Below are 13,543 nucleotides of genomic sequence, written 5' to 3' on the forward strand. Positions count from 1 at the left end.
TAATCTATATTCAGTAAATAAATTTTGATTTTAACATCAATAAATCAAAACCAACTCGATACTTTCTTGTTTTATCTTCTATCAATAAAAAGTATCTTTGCAAAAATTTTCCGATGCTTTATTCTGTTATCAAAGCGATTCACATTATTTTTATGGTAAGTTACTTTGCTGGGATCTTCTACTTGGTAAGACTTTTTGTTTACTATAAGGATACGGATGATTTTGATGAGGTGAAACAGGAAATCCTTAGAAATCAATACATCTTTATGGCCGTCAGACTTTGGAATATCATCACCGTCCCTGCCGGAATATTGATGCTACTTTCTGGATTGACCATGATCTTCCTGAATTCTGGATTGATGAAAACGCCTTGGTTCCATTTGAAACTGACATTTTTGGTCGGATTGGGAATCTATCATTTCTGGTGCTGGAAAAAAGTCAAGGAACTCAAAAAACTGAATGGCAATATTTTACCGACAAGCAATATCAAACTTCGGCAGTTCAATGAGATTGCAACGTTTATTTTATTTGCCGTGGTTTTTACAGTAATCCTTAAATATTACGTTCTAGAATATTGGTGGCAATTGATCTTAGGATTCTTCGGTATTATATTGTTAATTACTTCCATTGTAAAACTGGTCAATCGAAATAAGACAAAAGGACCAAAATAAAAGCATCAAGAATAAAACCCATCAACTATAAACCATCAACTGACAACTAAATTATGATTGCAATATTCAAAAAAGAACTTTGGAATTTTTTCGGAAACTGGAGCGCGTGGATCATCATCGCTGCCTTCAGTGTCATCTCTGCACTTTTCCTTTTCTTCTTCGAGAATGATTTTAATATTTTCGATATTGGAAGTGCAACGCTGCAAAGTTTTTTCGTGCTTTCACCTTGGCTTTTTATGTTCATCATTCCCGCAATCAGTATGAGAACTTTGGCTGAGGAGCAACAATCTGGAACCTTGTTTTGGCTTTTTTCTCAACCTGTGAAGATCACGGAGATCGTTGGTGGAAAATTCCTTTCTGTTTGGTTGGTTGGGGTTTTATGTCTATTGCCATCGTTGATTTATTATTACACCGTTTACATTTTGGGTGTTCCGGAAGGCAATATTGATGGAAGTATGACCTTCGGAAGTTATATTGGCTTGATCATTTTGATTGCTACTTTTTCCGCAGTCGGGATCTTGGCTTCATCGCTTTCACCTAATCAAATCACGGCTTATCTTTTGGGCGTTTTCATTTGTTTTATTTCATATTTCGGGATCGAGCAATTGGCCAGTTACAAATTATTGGGAAGCGCAGATTACATTTTGCAAAATATTGGATTCTACCAACACTTTTTAGCGTTCACCAGAGGACAGATCGATACGAGAGATGTTTTTTACTTTCTCTTCGTGATATTCTTGGGATTGGGATTGGCGAGTTGGTTTGTCTGGAAAAAGAAGTAAGGAAAGAATCAAGAATAATGAGTTAAGACTTTATACATAGAATCTGCAGCCCGGCTTGAGTGAACTCTTCGAGAGCCTCAGAGTAACAGTTTGGGAACGGAAGACGGATAAAGCTGCCCAAATAATAAAAAAAAGAAAATCCATCAACAGACAATTAACAACTGTCAACTAATCAAGATGAATAAAAAAAATAAAATCACCCTTATCATTATCACTGTTCTTCTCATCATCGGGATGAGCGGATTGGTTTACAAACGTTTCGATCTGACGGCGGAAAAACGATACACGCTTTCGGACTCCACCATCAAAGTTTTGGAAAGCGTGAACAAACCGATGACGATAGAAGTCTATCTGGATGGCGATTTCCCAGCTTCCTTCAAGCAGCTTCAGAATGAGACCAAGTTTATGTTGGACGAATTCCGAAAAATCAATCCGAAGATCGATTACAAATTCCGTGACCCGATTGCAGAGAAAATCCCGCAAGATACTTTGGCCGGAATGGGAATGCAACCTTCGATCCTTCCGGATATGAAAGATGGAAAGATCTCCGAGATCGTGATGTTTCCTTACGCCGCGATCAAATACAATGGCTACGGAACTTCGGTGCCACTCATCATTCAGCAATCTGGAATCGATGCATCGACTCAACTCAACAAATCGATTGAAAATCTGGAATACAATTTTGCCTCGACCATCAAAGGAATGACGGAAGAAACAGCTAAGAATATTGGATTTTTGGTGAATCAGCAGGAACTGAGTCCAGATGAATTCCGAGGATTTTTGGATGTTGCGATGGAAAATTACAATGTTGGCCCCGTGATTCCGGAAAACAAGACCGAATTGTCTTTGGCCGATGTTCCGAAACTGAAACAAATGGATGCGCTCGTCATCGCAAAGCCTAGAAAAGCTTTTACCGATGGCGAAAAAGTCATTCTTGACCAATACATTATGAATGGCGGAAAAACCCTTTGGATGATTGATGCTGTGAATGCCGAAATGGACACACTTTTCCAGGCGAAGAAAATAATGGCTTATCCGCTAGACCTCAACCTGACGGATTTTATGTTCAACTATGGATTGAGAATCAATCCTGCTTTGACGAAGGATATGAAAAAATCCGCTTTGATCAGGATTGTTTCGGGCGAAGTAGCTGGTAATCCGCAATACAGCAGTTTTCTATGGCCTTATTTTCCGTTGGGAATATCAGAAACAAAGAACCCGATTACGAAAAACATTAATCCTGTAAAATTTGAATTCCCGACTTCTATTGATACCTTGGGAAGACCAAATATCAAGACCAAAGTTCTGTTCGAATCGAGCGAAAGAACCATTAGCAAAACGGTTCCTAATTATGTGGCTTTGTCCGAAATCGTGCGCGCAGACAGCATCGGTGAGATGGAACGTCCTACGCCACCGAAAATCTTCGCCGTGGCTTTGGAAGGGAAATTCAGTTCAGCTTATGCGACGAGAAGTGAGAAAAATACTTATCCAGGCTTCAAAGCTCAAAGCGCAGAAAACAAAATGCTCGTAATTGCCGACGGTGACATTGCAAGAAACCAGATCTGGAAAGGAAAACCGCTCCCTCTGGGTGAAGATCTACTAACAAAAGAACATTACGGAAATGCGCAATTCCTAAGAAATGCCTTGGATTATCTTTTGGACGACAGCAATATGATGGAACTCCGCAACAGATCCATCGAAATCCGTTTGCTGGACAGAGAACGTGTGGACGAAGAACGCTCGAAATGGCAATGGATCAATCTGCTTTTACCATTGGGGATTTTGGGAGTTTTAGGTGCTGGATTTTATTTTATGAGGAAGAAGAGATTTTCGTAAGAATTAATTTCATTTCCTAATGTTACTCACAACATTGTAAATACCTTCATAAAATGAAAATCCCAACAATTCACGGATACATTGACAGAAGAATTTTAATCAACTTCACAGCTGACCCAAAAGTAGTTGAGAAAATCATCCCATTTCCATTCAGACCAAAACTTTATAAGGAAAAAGCAATCGTTGGAATTTGTTTAATAAGATTAAAACACATTAAACCAAAAGGACTTCCTGACTTTCTTGGAGTGAACTCAGAAAATGGCGCTCACAGAATTGCCGTAGAATGGGACGAAAATGGAGAGACCAAATCTGGAGTTTACATTCCACGGCGAGACACTTCACTTAAACTAAATACTCTTGTTGGCGGACGAATATTCCCTGGGAAACATTACCAAGCAAAATTCAATGTCAATGAAAACAACGGAAATTATCATATTGACTTTAAAAGTTCTGATGAGACCGAAATTTTACTTGATGCTTCTGAGACAAATGTGTTTAATGACAATTCAATTTTTGAAACATTAAATAATGTTTCCGATTTTTTTGAAAAGGGAGATCTTGGTTATTCTCCAAACCACAACAAATTCGAAGGACTGAGATTGAAAGCTTATCACTGGGAAGTTCGACCACTTGATATAAAAAATGTAAGATCATCTTTTTTTGAGAATGAAGAACTTTTCCCAGAAGGTTCAGTGACTTTTGACAACGCTTTGCTGATGACAAATATTGAGCACGAATGGAAAAGCGAAACAGACAAATATAAAGAACCAATGTAAAATGTCTGTCCTGCGCACATTTATTAACTTCAATATGAGTATTTTTGTTAAATCATATTTTGATAATAATGAAAAACCTTCTATTAGCTTTAATATCCGGAGTTTTGCTCGCCATTTCCTGGCCGACTTACGGGATTCCGTTTTTTATATTTTTCGCATTCGTTCCACTTTTGATGATGGAACACAACATTGCGAAATTCAGTGATATCAAACGGAAAAGTTTGGCGATATTTGGTTTGTCCTATCTTACGTTTGTCATTTGGAATGCGGTTACGACCGGTTGGCTCTACAATTCCAAACTTCCGGACGGGAGCAATTCTCTTCTGGCCGTTTTGTTTCCAGTTTTGACGAACGCCTTTTTTATGTCAATCATCTTCCACTTCTATCGACTTTACAAAAGAAGTCAGGGAACCTATTTCGGGTTGGTGTTTTTCGTGGTGATTTGGATGGCATTTGAGAAGTTGCACTTGGTTTGGGAATTCACCTGGCCTTGGCTGAATCTCGGAAATGTCTTCGCAGATTATCACCAATTCATCCAATGGTACGACACTTTGGGCGCAACTGGCGGCAGTTTTTGGATTTTGATATGCAATGTCTTGGCATTTTACACTTTTAGAATTTGGGAAGCTGGACGCAAGAAAAAACCACTTATTAAAAATGTATCGATGGTGGCCGGTTTTATTATTTTACCAATGTTGATTTCTTTGGTCAAATATTATAATTACACACCGAAAACGGTCGGCACTTTGAATGTGACAATGCTTCAACCTGCTTTGGACCCTTACAATGAAAAATATCAAAAAGACAGTTTGACCATTGAAAGCGACCTTTTAAAAATAGCTACCGAAAATTCAAAATTTGTGGACCCAAATCCACCAGAAGATGCGAAAATAGCACCGCAAGACATCGACCTTTACCTTGCTCCGGAAACTTCTTTGCCTGGACCAGGTTCTATCAGTGAGCGCGGATTTAACAATAGTTTGCTCATTAATAATATAAAAACATTTTTAACTCAACATCCGAAATCAGTTTTTGCAGGCGGAATTTCCAGCTATTACGTTTATAAGGATGATGAGGAAAAACCTGTCACGGCAAGTTATCTTGAAAGACAAGGAATCTGGGTGGATGAATATAATTCGGCGATACAAATCATCCCAAATCAGCAACCAGAAGTTTATCACAAAGCGATGTTGGTTCCAGGCGTTGAGATTTTCCCTTATATCAATTTCTTCAAACCAATCTTGGGTGATGTGATGCTTGATTTAGGCGGAACAACCCGTTCTCTTGGCATTTCCAAAGAAAGAAAAGTGTTTGCAAATCCTTTTAACAAATCCGTCATCGCACCCATCATTTGCTACGAAAGTGTCTATGGCGAATACGTGACTGATTATGTGAAAAAAGGAGCCAATCTCCTAACCATAGTTACCAACGATTCCTGGTGGGGTTATTCCCAAGGACACAAACAATTATTGGATTACGCAAAATTAAGAGCAATAGAAACCCGACGAGAAATTGCCAGAGCAGCGAACAGTGGAACCAGCGCGCACATCAATTCCCGAGGCGATATTGTGGATGATTTACCTTATGGTGCAAAAGGCGCTTTGGTGGCAAAAGTGAATCTGATTGACCACGAAACTTTCTACACAAAAAGCGGTGATTTTCTTGCCAGATTATCGATGTTTGTGATTGGGGCTTTGCTGTTGTTTATTCCGGGAAGGAAGTATTTGACTAGGAAGAAATAGAAACATTTAAAGTTATTTCATTGCATAATAACAACTTTGGCTGTATAAACGGCTCAAGTTACTTTCCGATATCCAATTATATTTTAATAAGATAATATCTTTAAATATATTGAAATCTACAAAACTGATTTCTTGATTAATAACTGAACCACTTTCGTAAACATAGTCATTTGCAAATTTGTTTACTTCTTTACAGATTGAATTAATTTTTTCTAAATCGTCAGAAGAGATTTCCGGATACTTTTTATGAAGTCTTTCGTTAATTGGTTTCAACCACTTTTCACCGAATTCCATTGACATATCTAATGCAACATTGAGTATTTCTTTAGATAAGTCCATCATAAATTCGGCAAATATCTTTCCTTAATAATATTCAAATGATGAAGGTTATGACCAACGGTTAATTTTCCAATCGTTTCAACTTTTATCTCATTCCCATTCACAATTCCAATCAATTGTAAAGCTTCTGTGGGAAGTGTTTTGAAGAAAATAGACGATTGCTTTCTCGTCACTTTGAATTCCTTAATCAGACTTTTCAAAGTTCGGGTTTCTGCGTATGAATTGTCTGCCCAGCTTTCTTCATCAAAACCGGAAACCAAAGACTGGTCTTTTCTGGAAAATCTCAAAGCGCGATAAGCAAAGACTTTTTCCGTATCAATCAGATGTTGTAAAAGCATTTTCGAACTCCATTTTCCTTCAGCATAGGCAAAGTTGCCTTGTTCTTCGGAAAGTTTTTCATAAATCTCCAAAGTTTGTTTCCCTGATATTTTCAATTCCTCAATCCAATTTTCTGATGGAACAAGGTCGAGATAACGCTGGATATATTTCTCGAAATCGGTCATTTTTTAATTTAAGATTTAAAATTCAAGATTTAAAATTTTTTGGCATCGAAATGAAAATCATTTATCAATTATCATTTATCTTATGATTCCACTTCCCACTCATAGAAATTGACCTCATCATATTTTTTGAAACCAGCACTTGGATATAACTGATTTCCTATCATATTTTCCTTTCCGGTTTCGAGGTACATTCCGCACGAATTGGATGTTCTGCAAAGCTCTTTCGCTTCTTCAATCAAAGCTTTGGAATAAGCTTTTCCCCTAAATTCAGGATTAACATAAAGGTCATTCAACAACCAATAACGTTTCATTCTCGTAGAAGAAAACAATGGATAAAGCTGTACAAAACCGCCTAACTTTCCTTCTTCCTCCACCACAAAAATCTCAGAATCTTCGCTTTCCAATCTTTCGGAAATGAACTGTTCTGCACCGGAAATATCAGAGGTTTTGTGATAGAACATTCTGTATTCGTCAAACAACTGAGCCAATTGCGAAAGGTCGTCGATGGTTGCTTTTCTTGTATTATTCTTCATCGCTTTCTTCTGAATTTTCATCGCCATCTTCGTACTGCTCAAGGTAATAGCTGAAAGTGAAATCTTCCACTTCCTCCTCCACATCTCCCAAGGTCGTCAAAAGGTCTTCGAAAGTTTCCAATTGGTCCACGCTCATATTCACAAATTCGATGTGGATTGGAAGTTCCAGACCGCCAGAAATCACATCCGAAAGCGCATCCAAATTGTCTCCGAAATGTTCCGGCAATTCTACTTTTGATTTCAATTGTTCATAGAAATCTTCGTAGTCGCCGATGTTTGAAAAATCGATTAGTATTTCTTTCATTTTTAATTAAATTATTAATTGTTGGAAGTTTTCTTCGCACTTCAAACTTCCATCTTCCAGCTATTTTATTTCTTCTCAAAACTTTTATAATGATTCTTTGTTAGCCAAACATCACCATCTTCGGTAAAGACAATTCGGTCTGCGCCGCGGTTTCCGCAGTTATAATTCACATCTGCTTCATAATATTGTTCGCCTTTTGGAAGTTGTTTTTCACGATTGCTGAATTTGTCGCCACCAATTGCTTTTCCGGGCAAAACATCACAAAGATTTCCTTTTGATGCACTCCAACCTTTACTTTTCGCTTCGGATTTTGTAAGATAGTAATCAGGAAGTTCGTGATTGGCTTTAACGTAGGAAATGACCTTATTATCATTCGTCAATTCTTCGATGGAATTTTCTGAATTTGATTCTCTGTGAGTTTGGTTTTCAGATTTGGCAACTTCTGACTTCCGATTTCCAGCTTCCGCCAGATATTTATTTCGCTTCTCGATTTTGTAATTTGTGATGAGAAACATTACCGAGATTCCGGCAAAAGCACCGACGAGAAAGAATAAAAGGGTTTTTAATTTCGGATTCATTGCGAAAAAATTCTAGGCTAAAATAATGAAAACCTCGATTCTTAAAGCATAAAAAACAAATTTTAAAAATAATTTATCCTTATCCTAATTTTTCTATATTTGGCGACAAAGATAAAAGTATGGATACTGCCACTATGGACAACCTAAAAATGATAGCTGAAACGGCAAAAGATTTTGCTGAAAAAAATATTCGCCCCAACATTATGGATTGGGACGAGAGCCAAACTTTCCCTGTAGAATTGTTTCACCAGTTGGGTGAATTGGGATTTATGGGAATCGTAATCCCTGAAGAATACGGCGGCTCTGGTCTTGGTTATCAGGAATATGTGACGATTTTGGATGAAATCTCACAAGTTGACCCATCGATTGGATTATCCGTTGCGGCGCACAATTCACTTTGTACCAACCACATCTACGAATTCGGAAATGAGGAACAAAGAAGAAAGTGGTTGCCAGATTTGGCTTCCGGAAAAGTCATCGGTGCTTGGGGATTGACGGAACACAACACTGGTTCAGATTCTGGCGGAATGTCCACAACAGCTGTGAAAGATGGCGACGAATGGGTTATCAATGGTGCAAAAAACTTCATCACGCACGCTATTTCCGGCGATATTGCAGTGGTAATGACAAGAACTGGAGAAAAAGGAGCAAAGAATAATTCCACAGCTTTTGTTTTGGAAAAAGGAATGGCAGGTTTCACATCCGGTAAAAAAGAAAATAAATTGGGAATGCGCGCCTCGGAAACAGCAGAATTGATTTTCGACAATGTTCGCGTTCCGGATTCTCACCGATTGGGCGAAGTTGGAAGCGGTTTCAAACAAGCAATGAAAATCCTGGACGGCGGTCGTATTTCTATCGCAGCCTTGAGTTTGGGAATTGCGAGAGGCGCTTACAAAGCGGCACTTAAATATGCTCAGGAAAGACACCAGTTCGGAAAATCGATTTCAAGTTTTCAGGCGGTAAATTTTATGTTGGCTGATATGGCGACAGAAATTGACGCTTCAGAATTGCTAATCAGAAGAGCTTCTGACCTTAAAAATGCAAAAGCAAAAATGACACGAGAAGGAGCAATGGCAAAATTATACGCTTCTGAAGCTTGTGTTAGAATTTCCAATAATGCGGTTCAAATCTTTGGAGGTTACGGTTACACAAAAGATTTCCCAGTTGAAAAATTCTACAGAGATTCTAAACTTTGTACAATCGGCGAAGGAACTTCTGAAATCCAGAGATTGGTGATTGGAAGAGACATTACGTCTTAAGAATCAAAATTTTACATTTTAAAATATCAAACCCTTTCAAATTTTTTTAACTTTGAAAGGGTTTTTAAATTTAATACTATGATTAAAGAATTGTTAATCTCAGAGTTTCTGCAGGAAGCCGGAAACACACGCAAAGTCTTGGAAGCGATTCCAGATTCTGCGCTTGGCTGGAAATCTTCAGAAAAAACTTGGTCCACTGCAGAGCTGGCTTCGCACGTTGCAACGATTTATGCTTGGTATCCCGAAGTCCTTTTGTCTGATGCGTTTGAGTTGTCAGATTTCAAATACGAAAGAGAAAATCACTCGGCTTCGGAAAATATTCTGAAAAAATTTGAAGAGAATTTTTCTCTGGCCAAAGAAGCTTTCGAAAAGCTCGACGAAAATAACCTGAACACACCCTGGACAATGACGATGAAGGAAAAAGTCCTGATTCCACCAACGCCAAAGTACAACATTATCAGAACAACGCTCTTCAATCATCTATATCACCATCGTGGCGAATTGATTGTTTATCTCCGGGCAACAGGCAACAAAGTTCCAGGTTTTTACGGTCCGACTGCGGATGATAAGTTTTAAATATAATAATTAATGAATCCCGACATCACTTCCTACAATCAGAAATTAGAATCTGAAGACGAGAAAATCGCAACTCTTCTTTCCGAAGAAATTGCCAAACATCTTCCCGAAGCCGAGAACAAAATCTGGCACGCGCATCCAGTTTGGTTTCTAGCTGGAAATCCAATTGTCGGTTACAGCAAACAGAAACGAGGAATTCGATTGATGTTCTGGAGCGGAAAATCTTTCGCTGAAGAAAAACTGAATGTGGAAGGCGAAAAATTCCAAGACGCGTCTATTTTTTATAATGATGTGAATGAAATTGATAAAGACGATTTGAAACGTTGGCTGGAAAAATCCAGAGAAATCCAATGGGATTATAAAAATATTGTGAAGCGGAAAGGTGTTTTGGAACGGTTGAAGTAATATTTAAAAACATAAAAGAAATACTTTTAAAACTAATATTAAGTTTGTCATTCCGTAGGAATCTAACCATACTTTTATCAATTATAGTGGAAATTCCTATGGAATGAAAAAATTCTGTTATCACATAAAATTCTTTCGTGACTTTTGACTTCGTCGAATCTTCGATTTGTGGTTAATAAAAAATAAATGCTGTCTTTAAGGATGGCATTTTTTATATTTGTTTAAATTTTAGAAAATATATGGAAAAGATAGACAGCCTGAACCAAGTTGCTGAATTTCACAAAACCTTCAACGCCCCAATTCTTGACACACCTCAGATTCCTTCAAAAGAACGTGCTGAGCTGAGAGTGAGCCTTTTACAGGAAGAATTGGACGAGCTGAAAAAAGCGATTGAAGACAACGATTTGGTGGAAGTTGCTGATGCACTTTGCGACCTTCAATACGTTTTGAGCGGCGCTGTTTTGGAATTTGGACTGGGCGATAAATTCGTGGAATTGTTCAATGAAGTTCAGCGTTCCAATATGTCCAAAGCTTGTGATAACGAAATTCAGGCGCAGGAAACAGTAGAATTCTACAAAGCCAAAGGAACAGATGCTTACTACGAAAAATCTGGCGATAAATACAATGTTCACCGCGTTGCAGACAACAAGGTTTTGAAGAACAAGTATTACTCCGCTGCTGATTTATCAGATATAATCAATAAATAATATTTACCACAACGGACACTAAGATTTTCACAATGACCACAATTTGTGAACTTCGTGAAAACCTTTGTTAACCTTGTGGTTAAAAATAAAACATAATGAAAAAAATTTCAATATTACTTGGGTTGCTAGCTTTGATGTTCGTCAGTTCTTGCGCAGAACGCGTCATCGTCAATCGTGAAGTAGAATCCAAGAACGATGGCAAAATGCTTTTGGGAACGCAGTCGCTTGACCAATTCCGAAAAGAACCTTACAAAACCTGGTTTGACGAGGAATACAACCGCTACCAAATCGACCAGACAAGTTTGGCAGAATTGAAGAAAGAAAAACTGAACAGTTATTCTTTGGTAGTTTTCGTCGGAAGTTGGTGCGAGGACAGCCACAGAGAATTTCCGAGATTGATAAAAATCCTGGAAACTTTGAAATACAATACGGACAAAATGCAAATCATCGCCGTGAACCGCAAAAAGGAATCTCCAGCTGGCGAAGAAGGTCTTTACAACATCACGAGAGTGCCGACAATCATCGTCAAAAAATACGGAAAAGAAATCGGAAGAATCACAGAAATGCCCGAAACTGGATTTTTGGAGAAAGATTTGCTTAATATTTTGAAAAAAGATAATAATTCAGGCTTATTTAAGTAGAAGAAATTGATTTCAAAACTTAATTGGCTGACAAATCGCAATCATTCAAATGACAAAGTACACAGGCATCCTTTCTTTTATTTTCGGAATCATTCTTACGGTTTTTTTATTTCTATCGTGGAGAAGCTGCAACAAGAAAGAAGATGCGGCGCTCATCAATCAAGATTATTACCTCATCACGAATCAAATCCAGAAGATGAACAAAATGGTGGTTTTGGAACAGGATTTTTCCAGCTTCCAAACGCACAAAAGTTCGGCGGCAAATATCGCAGGATTTGATATTCTACCAAGAGAAATGGTGCTTTACACGACTGCAAAGGCACAGGTTTCCTACGATTTGAAACAAATGAAAATCGATGTGGACACGGTGAATAAAAAATTGATTCTGCAAGAAATTCCCCAGCCCGAAATCAAGATTTTCCCGGATGTGAAAATTCATTTTATGGATGATTACGCGATTAACAGATTCACGCAGAAAGACATCAACGGTGTGATGGAATCTGCCAAGAAAAATATGGCAAAAAGCGTGAACCAGAACAGCCTGAAAGAGCAAAGCAAAAAACAATTGAAAGATAATCTGAACGATATATTCGTTTTGGCAAAGGCATTGCATTATTCCATCGAGGATAAGACCAATACTTTTCCCGCCACCGAATTATAAAATCAATCGTTATGGAACCAGATAAAAAACAAGAAAGCAACAACTCGTCCGAACAGAAAAAACAGACCGAGGATTTCCGAGATATTCCAGCATCATCTGACAAGCAAAACCCGCCTGACATTGATAAAGAAGATGTCGAAAAAGGTTCCAAGGTCAACAAGGACGGAAAAACAGACAACACAGAAAAATAGTTTTCTTTGCGAAAAATTCAACAAGCCTTTCAAATTTATTTTGAAAGGCTTGTTTATTTGATAAAATTAACATATATTTAATATTAGAAATCAGATGACATAAAATCTGGTTCAGAAGTGTTCTTTTTATTTCGTCTCATCAAAACATTACAGCTATGTCTTATATTGTTGTAGGGCTTTTTCCCACTCAGCTAGAGGCTGACAAGGTCCTTTTAAAATTGGAAAACGCTGGTTACAATGACTACAATCTTTCTCATTCTCATCACGAGACTGTGCAAAATGTGGACATTGAGAAGAAAAATGGTTTTTGGAATTGGTTATTTGATGACAATCACATCGACAAAGCCCGTTTCGAATACGCAAGTATCGACCACAACACGATTACCGTCCATCTGCAGACCGAGCAGGACGCGCACATCGTGAAGGACATCCTGGACAACAATGGCGCCGTGAATGTAGAGGAGAAAGCTCAGGACCATATGACTGAAAATTTCCCGAATCACGAATATGTGATTTCCGAAAGCCGAAATGCGAAAATCATCGCAAAAGCCCGAAACAATCTATTCTTTACCAATGACCGAAAACCACACCACCACCACGAGAAAAGAATTGCGGATGAGATTGATGGTCTGGGAATCACTAAATTCAAATAGTTAGCAGTTAGTTAGTTAGTTAGTTAGTTAGTTAGTTAGTTAGCAATTTTTTGGGCAGCTATTCCGTCCTCCACTCCCACTCTTTTTTGCACGACGATTGGTCTACGATATTAACATTTCGGCAAGCAAAAAAGGAGTTCCGTTCAGGCCGGGCTGCGTAACCTCGGTGTTATAGCAACTTTTTTAAAATAAATCAAACTATGGAAACCTTTCGGATGAACTGGAAGGTTTTTTTTATGCAGAAATGTTCAACTTGGCGAAGCGCGCCCCGACTTGAGCGGAAATCCTTTTTTGTGGCTGGAAAAGCCAAGGCAAAAAGATTGGGAGCGGAAGGCGGATAAAGGCGCCCAAATCTTAAATACTGTTAAAATTTTGTCCGACAGTAG

19 protein-coding genes are annotated in these 13,543 nt (G+C 38.2%); 14 read left to right on the forward strand and 5 right to left on the reverse strand.

Annotation, left to right across the window (positions count from 1 at the left end; all coding sequences use genetic code 11):
- Positions 1 to 113 precede the first annotated feature (113 nt).
- The 5 genes from PQ459_17590 to lnt all read left to right on the forward strand — a co-directional run bounded on the left by PQ459_17590 (position 114) and on the right by lnt (position 5,807).
- Complete coding sequence (locus tag PQ459_17590; protein WDF46699.1) at positions 114 to 671, forward strand: CopD family protein; 558 nt, start codon at positions 114 to 116, stop codon at positions 669 to 671.
- A gap of 53 nt (positions 672 to 724) precedes the next feature.
- Positions 725 to 1,453, forward strand: coding sequence for an ABC transporter permease subunit (locus PQ459_17595; GenBank protein WDF46700.1), 729 nt, complete (start codon positions 725 to 727; stop codon positions 1,451 to 1,453).
- A gap of 177 nt (positions 1,454 to 1,630) precedes the next feature.
- The gene (gene gldG, locus PQ459_17600) at positions 1,631 to 3,289 is read left to right on the forward strand and encodes a gliding motility-associated ABC transporter substrate-binding protein GldG (protein ID WDF46701.1); all 1,659 of its coding nucleotides are present in this window, start codon (positions 1,631 to 1,633) and stop codon (positions 3,287 to 3,289) included.
- A gap of 53 nt (positions 3,290 to 3,342) precedes the next feature.
- The gene (locus tag PQ459_17605; GenBank protein WDF46702.1) at positions 3,343 to 4,065 is read left to right on the forward strand and encodes a DUF2071 domain-containing protein; all 723 of its coding nucleotides are present in this window, start codon (positions 3,343 to 3,345) and stop codon (positions 4,063 to 4,065) included.
- A 68-nt stretch (positions 4,066 to 4,133) separates the two neighbouring features.
- Entirely contained in the window at positions 4,134 to 5,807 is a 1,674-nt protein-coding gene (lnt, locus tag PQ459_17610) for an apolipoprotein N-acyltransferase (GenBank protein ID WDF46703.1), read from the forward strand.
- A gap of 12 nt (positions 5,808 to 5,819) precedes the next feature.
- Here lnt and PQ459_17615 read toward each other — a convergent pair whose 3' ends face one another.
- From PQ459_17615 to PQ459_17635, 5 genes are all read right to left on the reverse strand, one after another.
- Positions 5,820 to 6,149, reverse strand: coding sequence for a hypothetical protein (locus PQ459_17615; GenBank protein ID WDF46704.1), 330 nt, complete (start codon positions 6,147 to 6,149; stop codon positions 5,820 to 5,822).
- Complete coding sequence (locus tag PQ459_17620; protein WDF46705.1) at positions 6,146 to 6,649, reverse strand: DinB family protein; 504 nt, start codon at positions 6,647 to 6,649, stop codon at positions 6,146 to 6,148. The genes PQ459_17615 and PQ459_17620 overlap by 4 nt, the downstream gene beginning before the upstream one ends.
- A gap of 80 nt (positions 6,650 to 6,729) precedes the next feature.
- Positions 6,730 to 7,182, reverse strand: coding sequence for a GNAT family N-acetyltransferase (locus PQ459_17625; protein WDF46706.1), 453 nt, complete (start codon positions 7,180 to 7,182; stop codon positions 6,730 to 6,732).
- Entirely contained in the window at positions 7,172 to 7,486 is a 315-nt protein-coding gene (locus tag PQ459_17630) for a barstar family protein (GenBank protein ID WDF46707.1), read from the reverse strand. Before PQ459_17630 ends, PQ459_17625 begins: the two co-directional genes overlap by 11 nt.
- Positions 7,487 to 7,551: 65 nt before the next feature.
- Positions 7,552 to 8,064: a ribonuclease domain-containing protein gene (locus tag PQ459_17635; protein WDF46708.1), complete on the reverse strand. Its 513-nt coding sequence runs from the start codon at positions 8,062 to 8,064 to the stop codon at positions 7,552 to 7,554.
- Between the two features lie 134 nt (positions 8,065 to 8,198).
- On the opposite strand from PQ459_17635, the gene PQ459_17640 reads away from it, so the two are divergent.
- From PQ459_17640 to PQ459_17680, 9 genes are all read left to right on the forward strand, one after another.
- On the forward strand, positions 8,199 to 9,323 hold the full coding sequence (locus PQ459_17640; GenBank protein ID WDF48745.1) for an acyl-CoA dehydrogenase family protein: 1,125 nt from the start codon (positions 8,199 to 8,201) through the stop codon (positions 9,321 to 9,323).
- A 78-nt stretch (positions 9,324 to 9,401) separates the two neighbouring features.
- Positions 9,402 to 9,899 carry a DinB family protein gene (locus PQ459_17645; protein ID WDF46709.1) on the forward strand — a complete coding sequence of 166 codons (498 nt, stop codon included), beginning with the start codon at positions 9,402 to 9,404 and terminating at the stop codon, positions 9,897 to 9,899.
- Between the two features lie 12 nt (positions 9,900 to 9,911).
- Positions 9,912 to 10,304, forward strand: a complete 393-nt coding sequence (locus PQ459_17650) for a DUF1801 domain-containing protein (protein ID WDF46710.1) — start codon at positions 9,912 to 9,914, stop codon at positions 10,302 to 10,304.
- A gap of 239 nt (positions 10,305 to 10,543) precedes the next feature.
- Positions 10,544 to 11,011, forward strand: a complete 468-nt coding sequence (locus tag PQ459_17655; protein ID WDF46711.1) for a nucleoside triphosphate pyrophosphohydrolase family protein — start codon at positions 10,544 to 10,546, stop codon at positions 11,009 to 11,011.
- Positions 11,012 to 11,106: 95 nt separating this feature from the next.
- A complete protein-coding gene (locus tag PQ459_17660; GenBank protein WDF46712.1) occupies positions 11,107 to 11,652 on the forward strand; it encodes a thioredoxin family protein in 546 nt (181 codons plus the stop codon).
- Between the two features lie 49 nt (positions 11,653 to 11,701).
- Positions 11,702 to 12,313, forward strand: coding sequence for a DUF4230 domain-containing protein (locus PQ459_17665; GenBank protein WDF46713.1), 612 nt, complete (start codon positions 11,702 to 11,704; stop codon positions 12,311 to 12,313).
- Between the two features lie 11 nt (positions 12,314 to 12,324).
- Positions 12,325 to 12,504 (forward strand): hypothetical protein, encoded by a 180-nt coding sequence (locus tag PQ459_17670; GenBank protein ID WDF46714.1) that lies wholly within the window; start codon positions 12,325 to 12,327, stop codon positions 12,502 to 12,504.
- A 155-nt stretch (positions 12,505 to 12,659) separates the two neighbouring features.
- A complete protein-coding gene (locus PQ459_17675; protein ID WDF46715.1) occupies positions 12,660 to 13,157 on the forward strand; it encodes a hypothetical protein in 498 nt (165 codons plus the stop codon).
- Between the two features lie 200 nt (positions 13,158 to 13,357).
- A complete protein-coding gene (locus PQ459_17680) occupies positions 13,358 to 13,498 on the forward strand; it encodes a hypothetical protein (protein WDF46716.1) in 141 nt (46 codons plus the stop codon).
- The last annotated feature ends 45 nt before the right edge of the window (positions 13,499 to 13,543 follow it).

The organism is Chryseobacterium sp. KACC 21268, assembly GCA_028736075.1.
In the GTDB taxonomy this organism is placed as follows: domain Bacteria; phylum Bacteroidota; class Bacteroidia; order Flavobacteriales; family Weeksellaceae; genus Epilithonimonas.

Excerpts from the sequence above, each read along its gene's own strand:
- PQ459_17640 (WDF48745.1), top strand. The coding sequence starts at position 8,199 with ATGGACAACCTAAAAATGATAGCTGAAACGGCAAAAGATTTTGCTGAA.
- PQ459_17680 (WDF46716.1), top strand. The coding sequence starts at position 13,358 with ATGGAAACCTTTCGGATGAACTGGAAGGTTTTTTTTATGCAGAAATGT.
- PQ459_17645 (WDF46709.1), top strand. The coding sequence starts at position 9,402 with ATGATTAAAGAATTGTTAATCTCAGAGTTTCTGCAGGAAGCCGGAAAC.
- PQ459_17635 (WDF46708.1), bottom strand. The coding sequence starts at position 8,064 with ATGAATCCGAAATTAAAAACCCTTTTATTCTTTCTCGTCGGTGCTTTT.
- PQ459_17595 (WDF46700.1), top strand. The coding sequence starts at position 725 with ATGATTGCAATATTCAAAAAAGAACTTTGGAATTTTTTCGGAAACTGG.
- gldG (WDF46701.1), top strand. The coding sequence starts at position 1,631 with ATGAATAAAAAAAATAAAATCACCCTTATCATTATCACTGTTCTTCTC.
- PQ459_17605 (WDF46702.1), top strand. The coding sequence starts at position 3,343 with ATGAAAATCCCAACAATTCACGGATACATTGACAGAAGAATTTTAATC.
- PQ459_17650 (WDF46710.1), top strand. The coding sequence starts at position 9,912 with ATGAATCCCGACATCACTTCCTACAATCAGAAATTAGAATCTGAAGAC.
- PQ459_17670 (WDF46714.1), top strand. The coding sequence starts at position 12,325 with ATGGAACCAGATAAAAAACAAGAAAGCAACAACTCGTCCGAACAGAAA.
- PQ459_17590 (WDF46699.1), top strand. The coding sequence starts at position 114 with ATGCTTTATTCTGTTATCAAAGCGATTCACATTATTTTTATGGTAAGT.
- PQ459_17620 (WDF46705.1), bottom strand. The coding sequence starts at position 6,649 with ATGACCGATTTCGAGAAATATATCCAGCGTTATCTCGACCTTGTTCCA.
- PQ459_17625 (WDF46706.1), bottom strand. The coding sequence starts at position 7,182 with ATGAAGAATAATACAAGAAAAGCAACCATCGACGACCTTTCGCAATTG.
- PQ459_17655 (WDF46711.1), top strand. The coding sequence starts at position 10,544 with ATGGAAAAGATAGACAGCCTGAACCAAGTTGCTGAATTTCACAAAACC.
- PQ459_17615 (WDF46704.1), bottom strand. The coding sequence starts at position 6,149 with ATGATGGACTTATCTAAAGAAATACTCAATGTTGCATTAGATATGTCA.
- PQ459_17665 (WDF46713.1), top strand. The coding sequence starts at position 11,702 with ATGACAAAGTACACAGGCATCCTTTCTTTTATTTTCGGAATCATTCTT.
- PQ459_17630 (WDF46707.1), bottom strand. The coding sequence starts at position 7,486 with ATGAAAGAAATACTAATCGATTTTTCAAACATCGGCGACTACGAAGAT.
- PQ459_17660 (WDF46712.1), top strand. The coding sequence starts at position 11,107 with ATGAAAAAAATTTCAATATTACTTGGGTTGCTAGCTTTGATGTTCGTC.
- PQ459_17675 (WDF46715.1), top strand. The coding sequence starts at position 12,660 with ATGTCTTATATTGTTGTAGGGCTTTTTCCCACTCAGCTAGAGGCTGAC.
- lnt (WDF46703.1), top strand. The coding sequence starts at position 4,134 with ATGAAAAACCTTCTATTAGCTTTAATATCCGGAGTTTTGCTCGCCATT.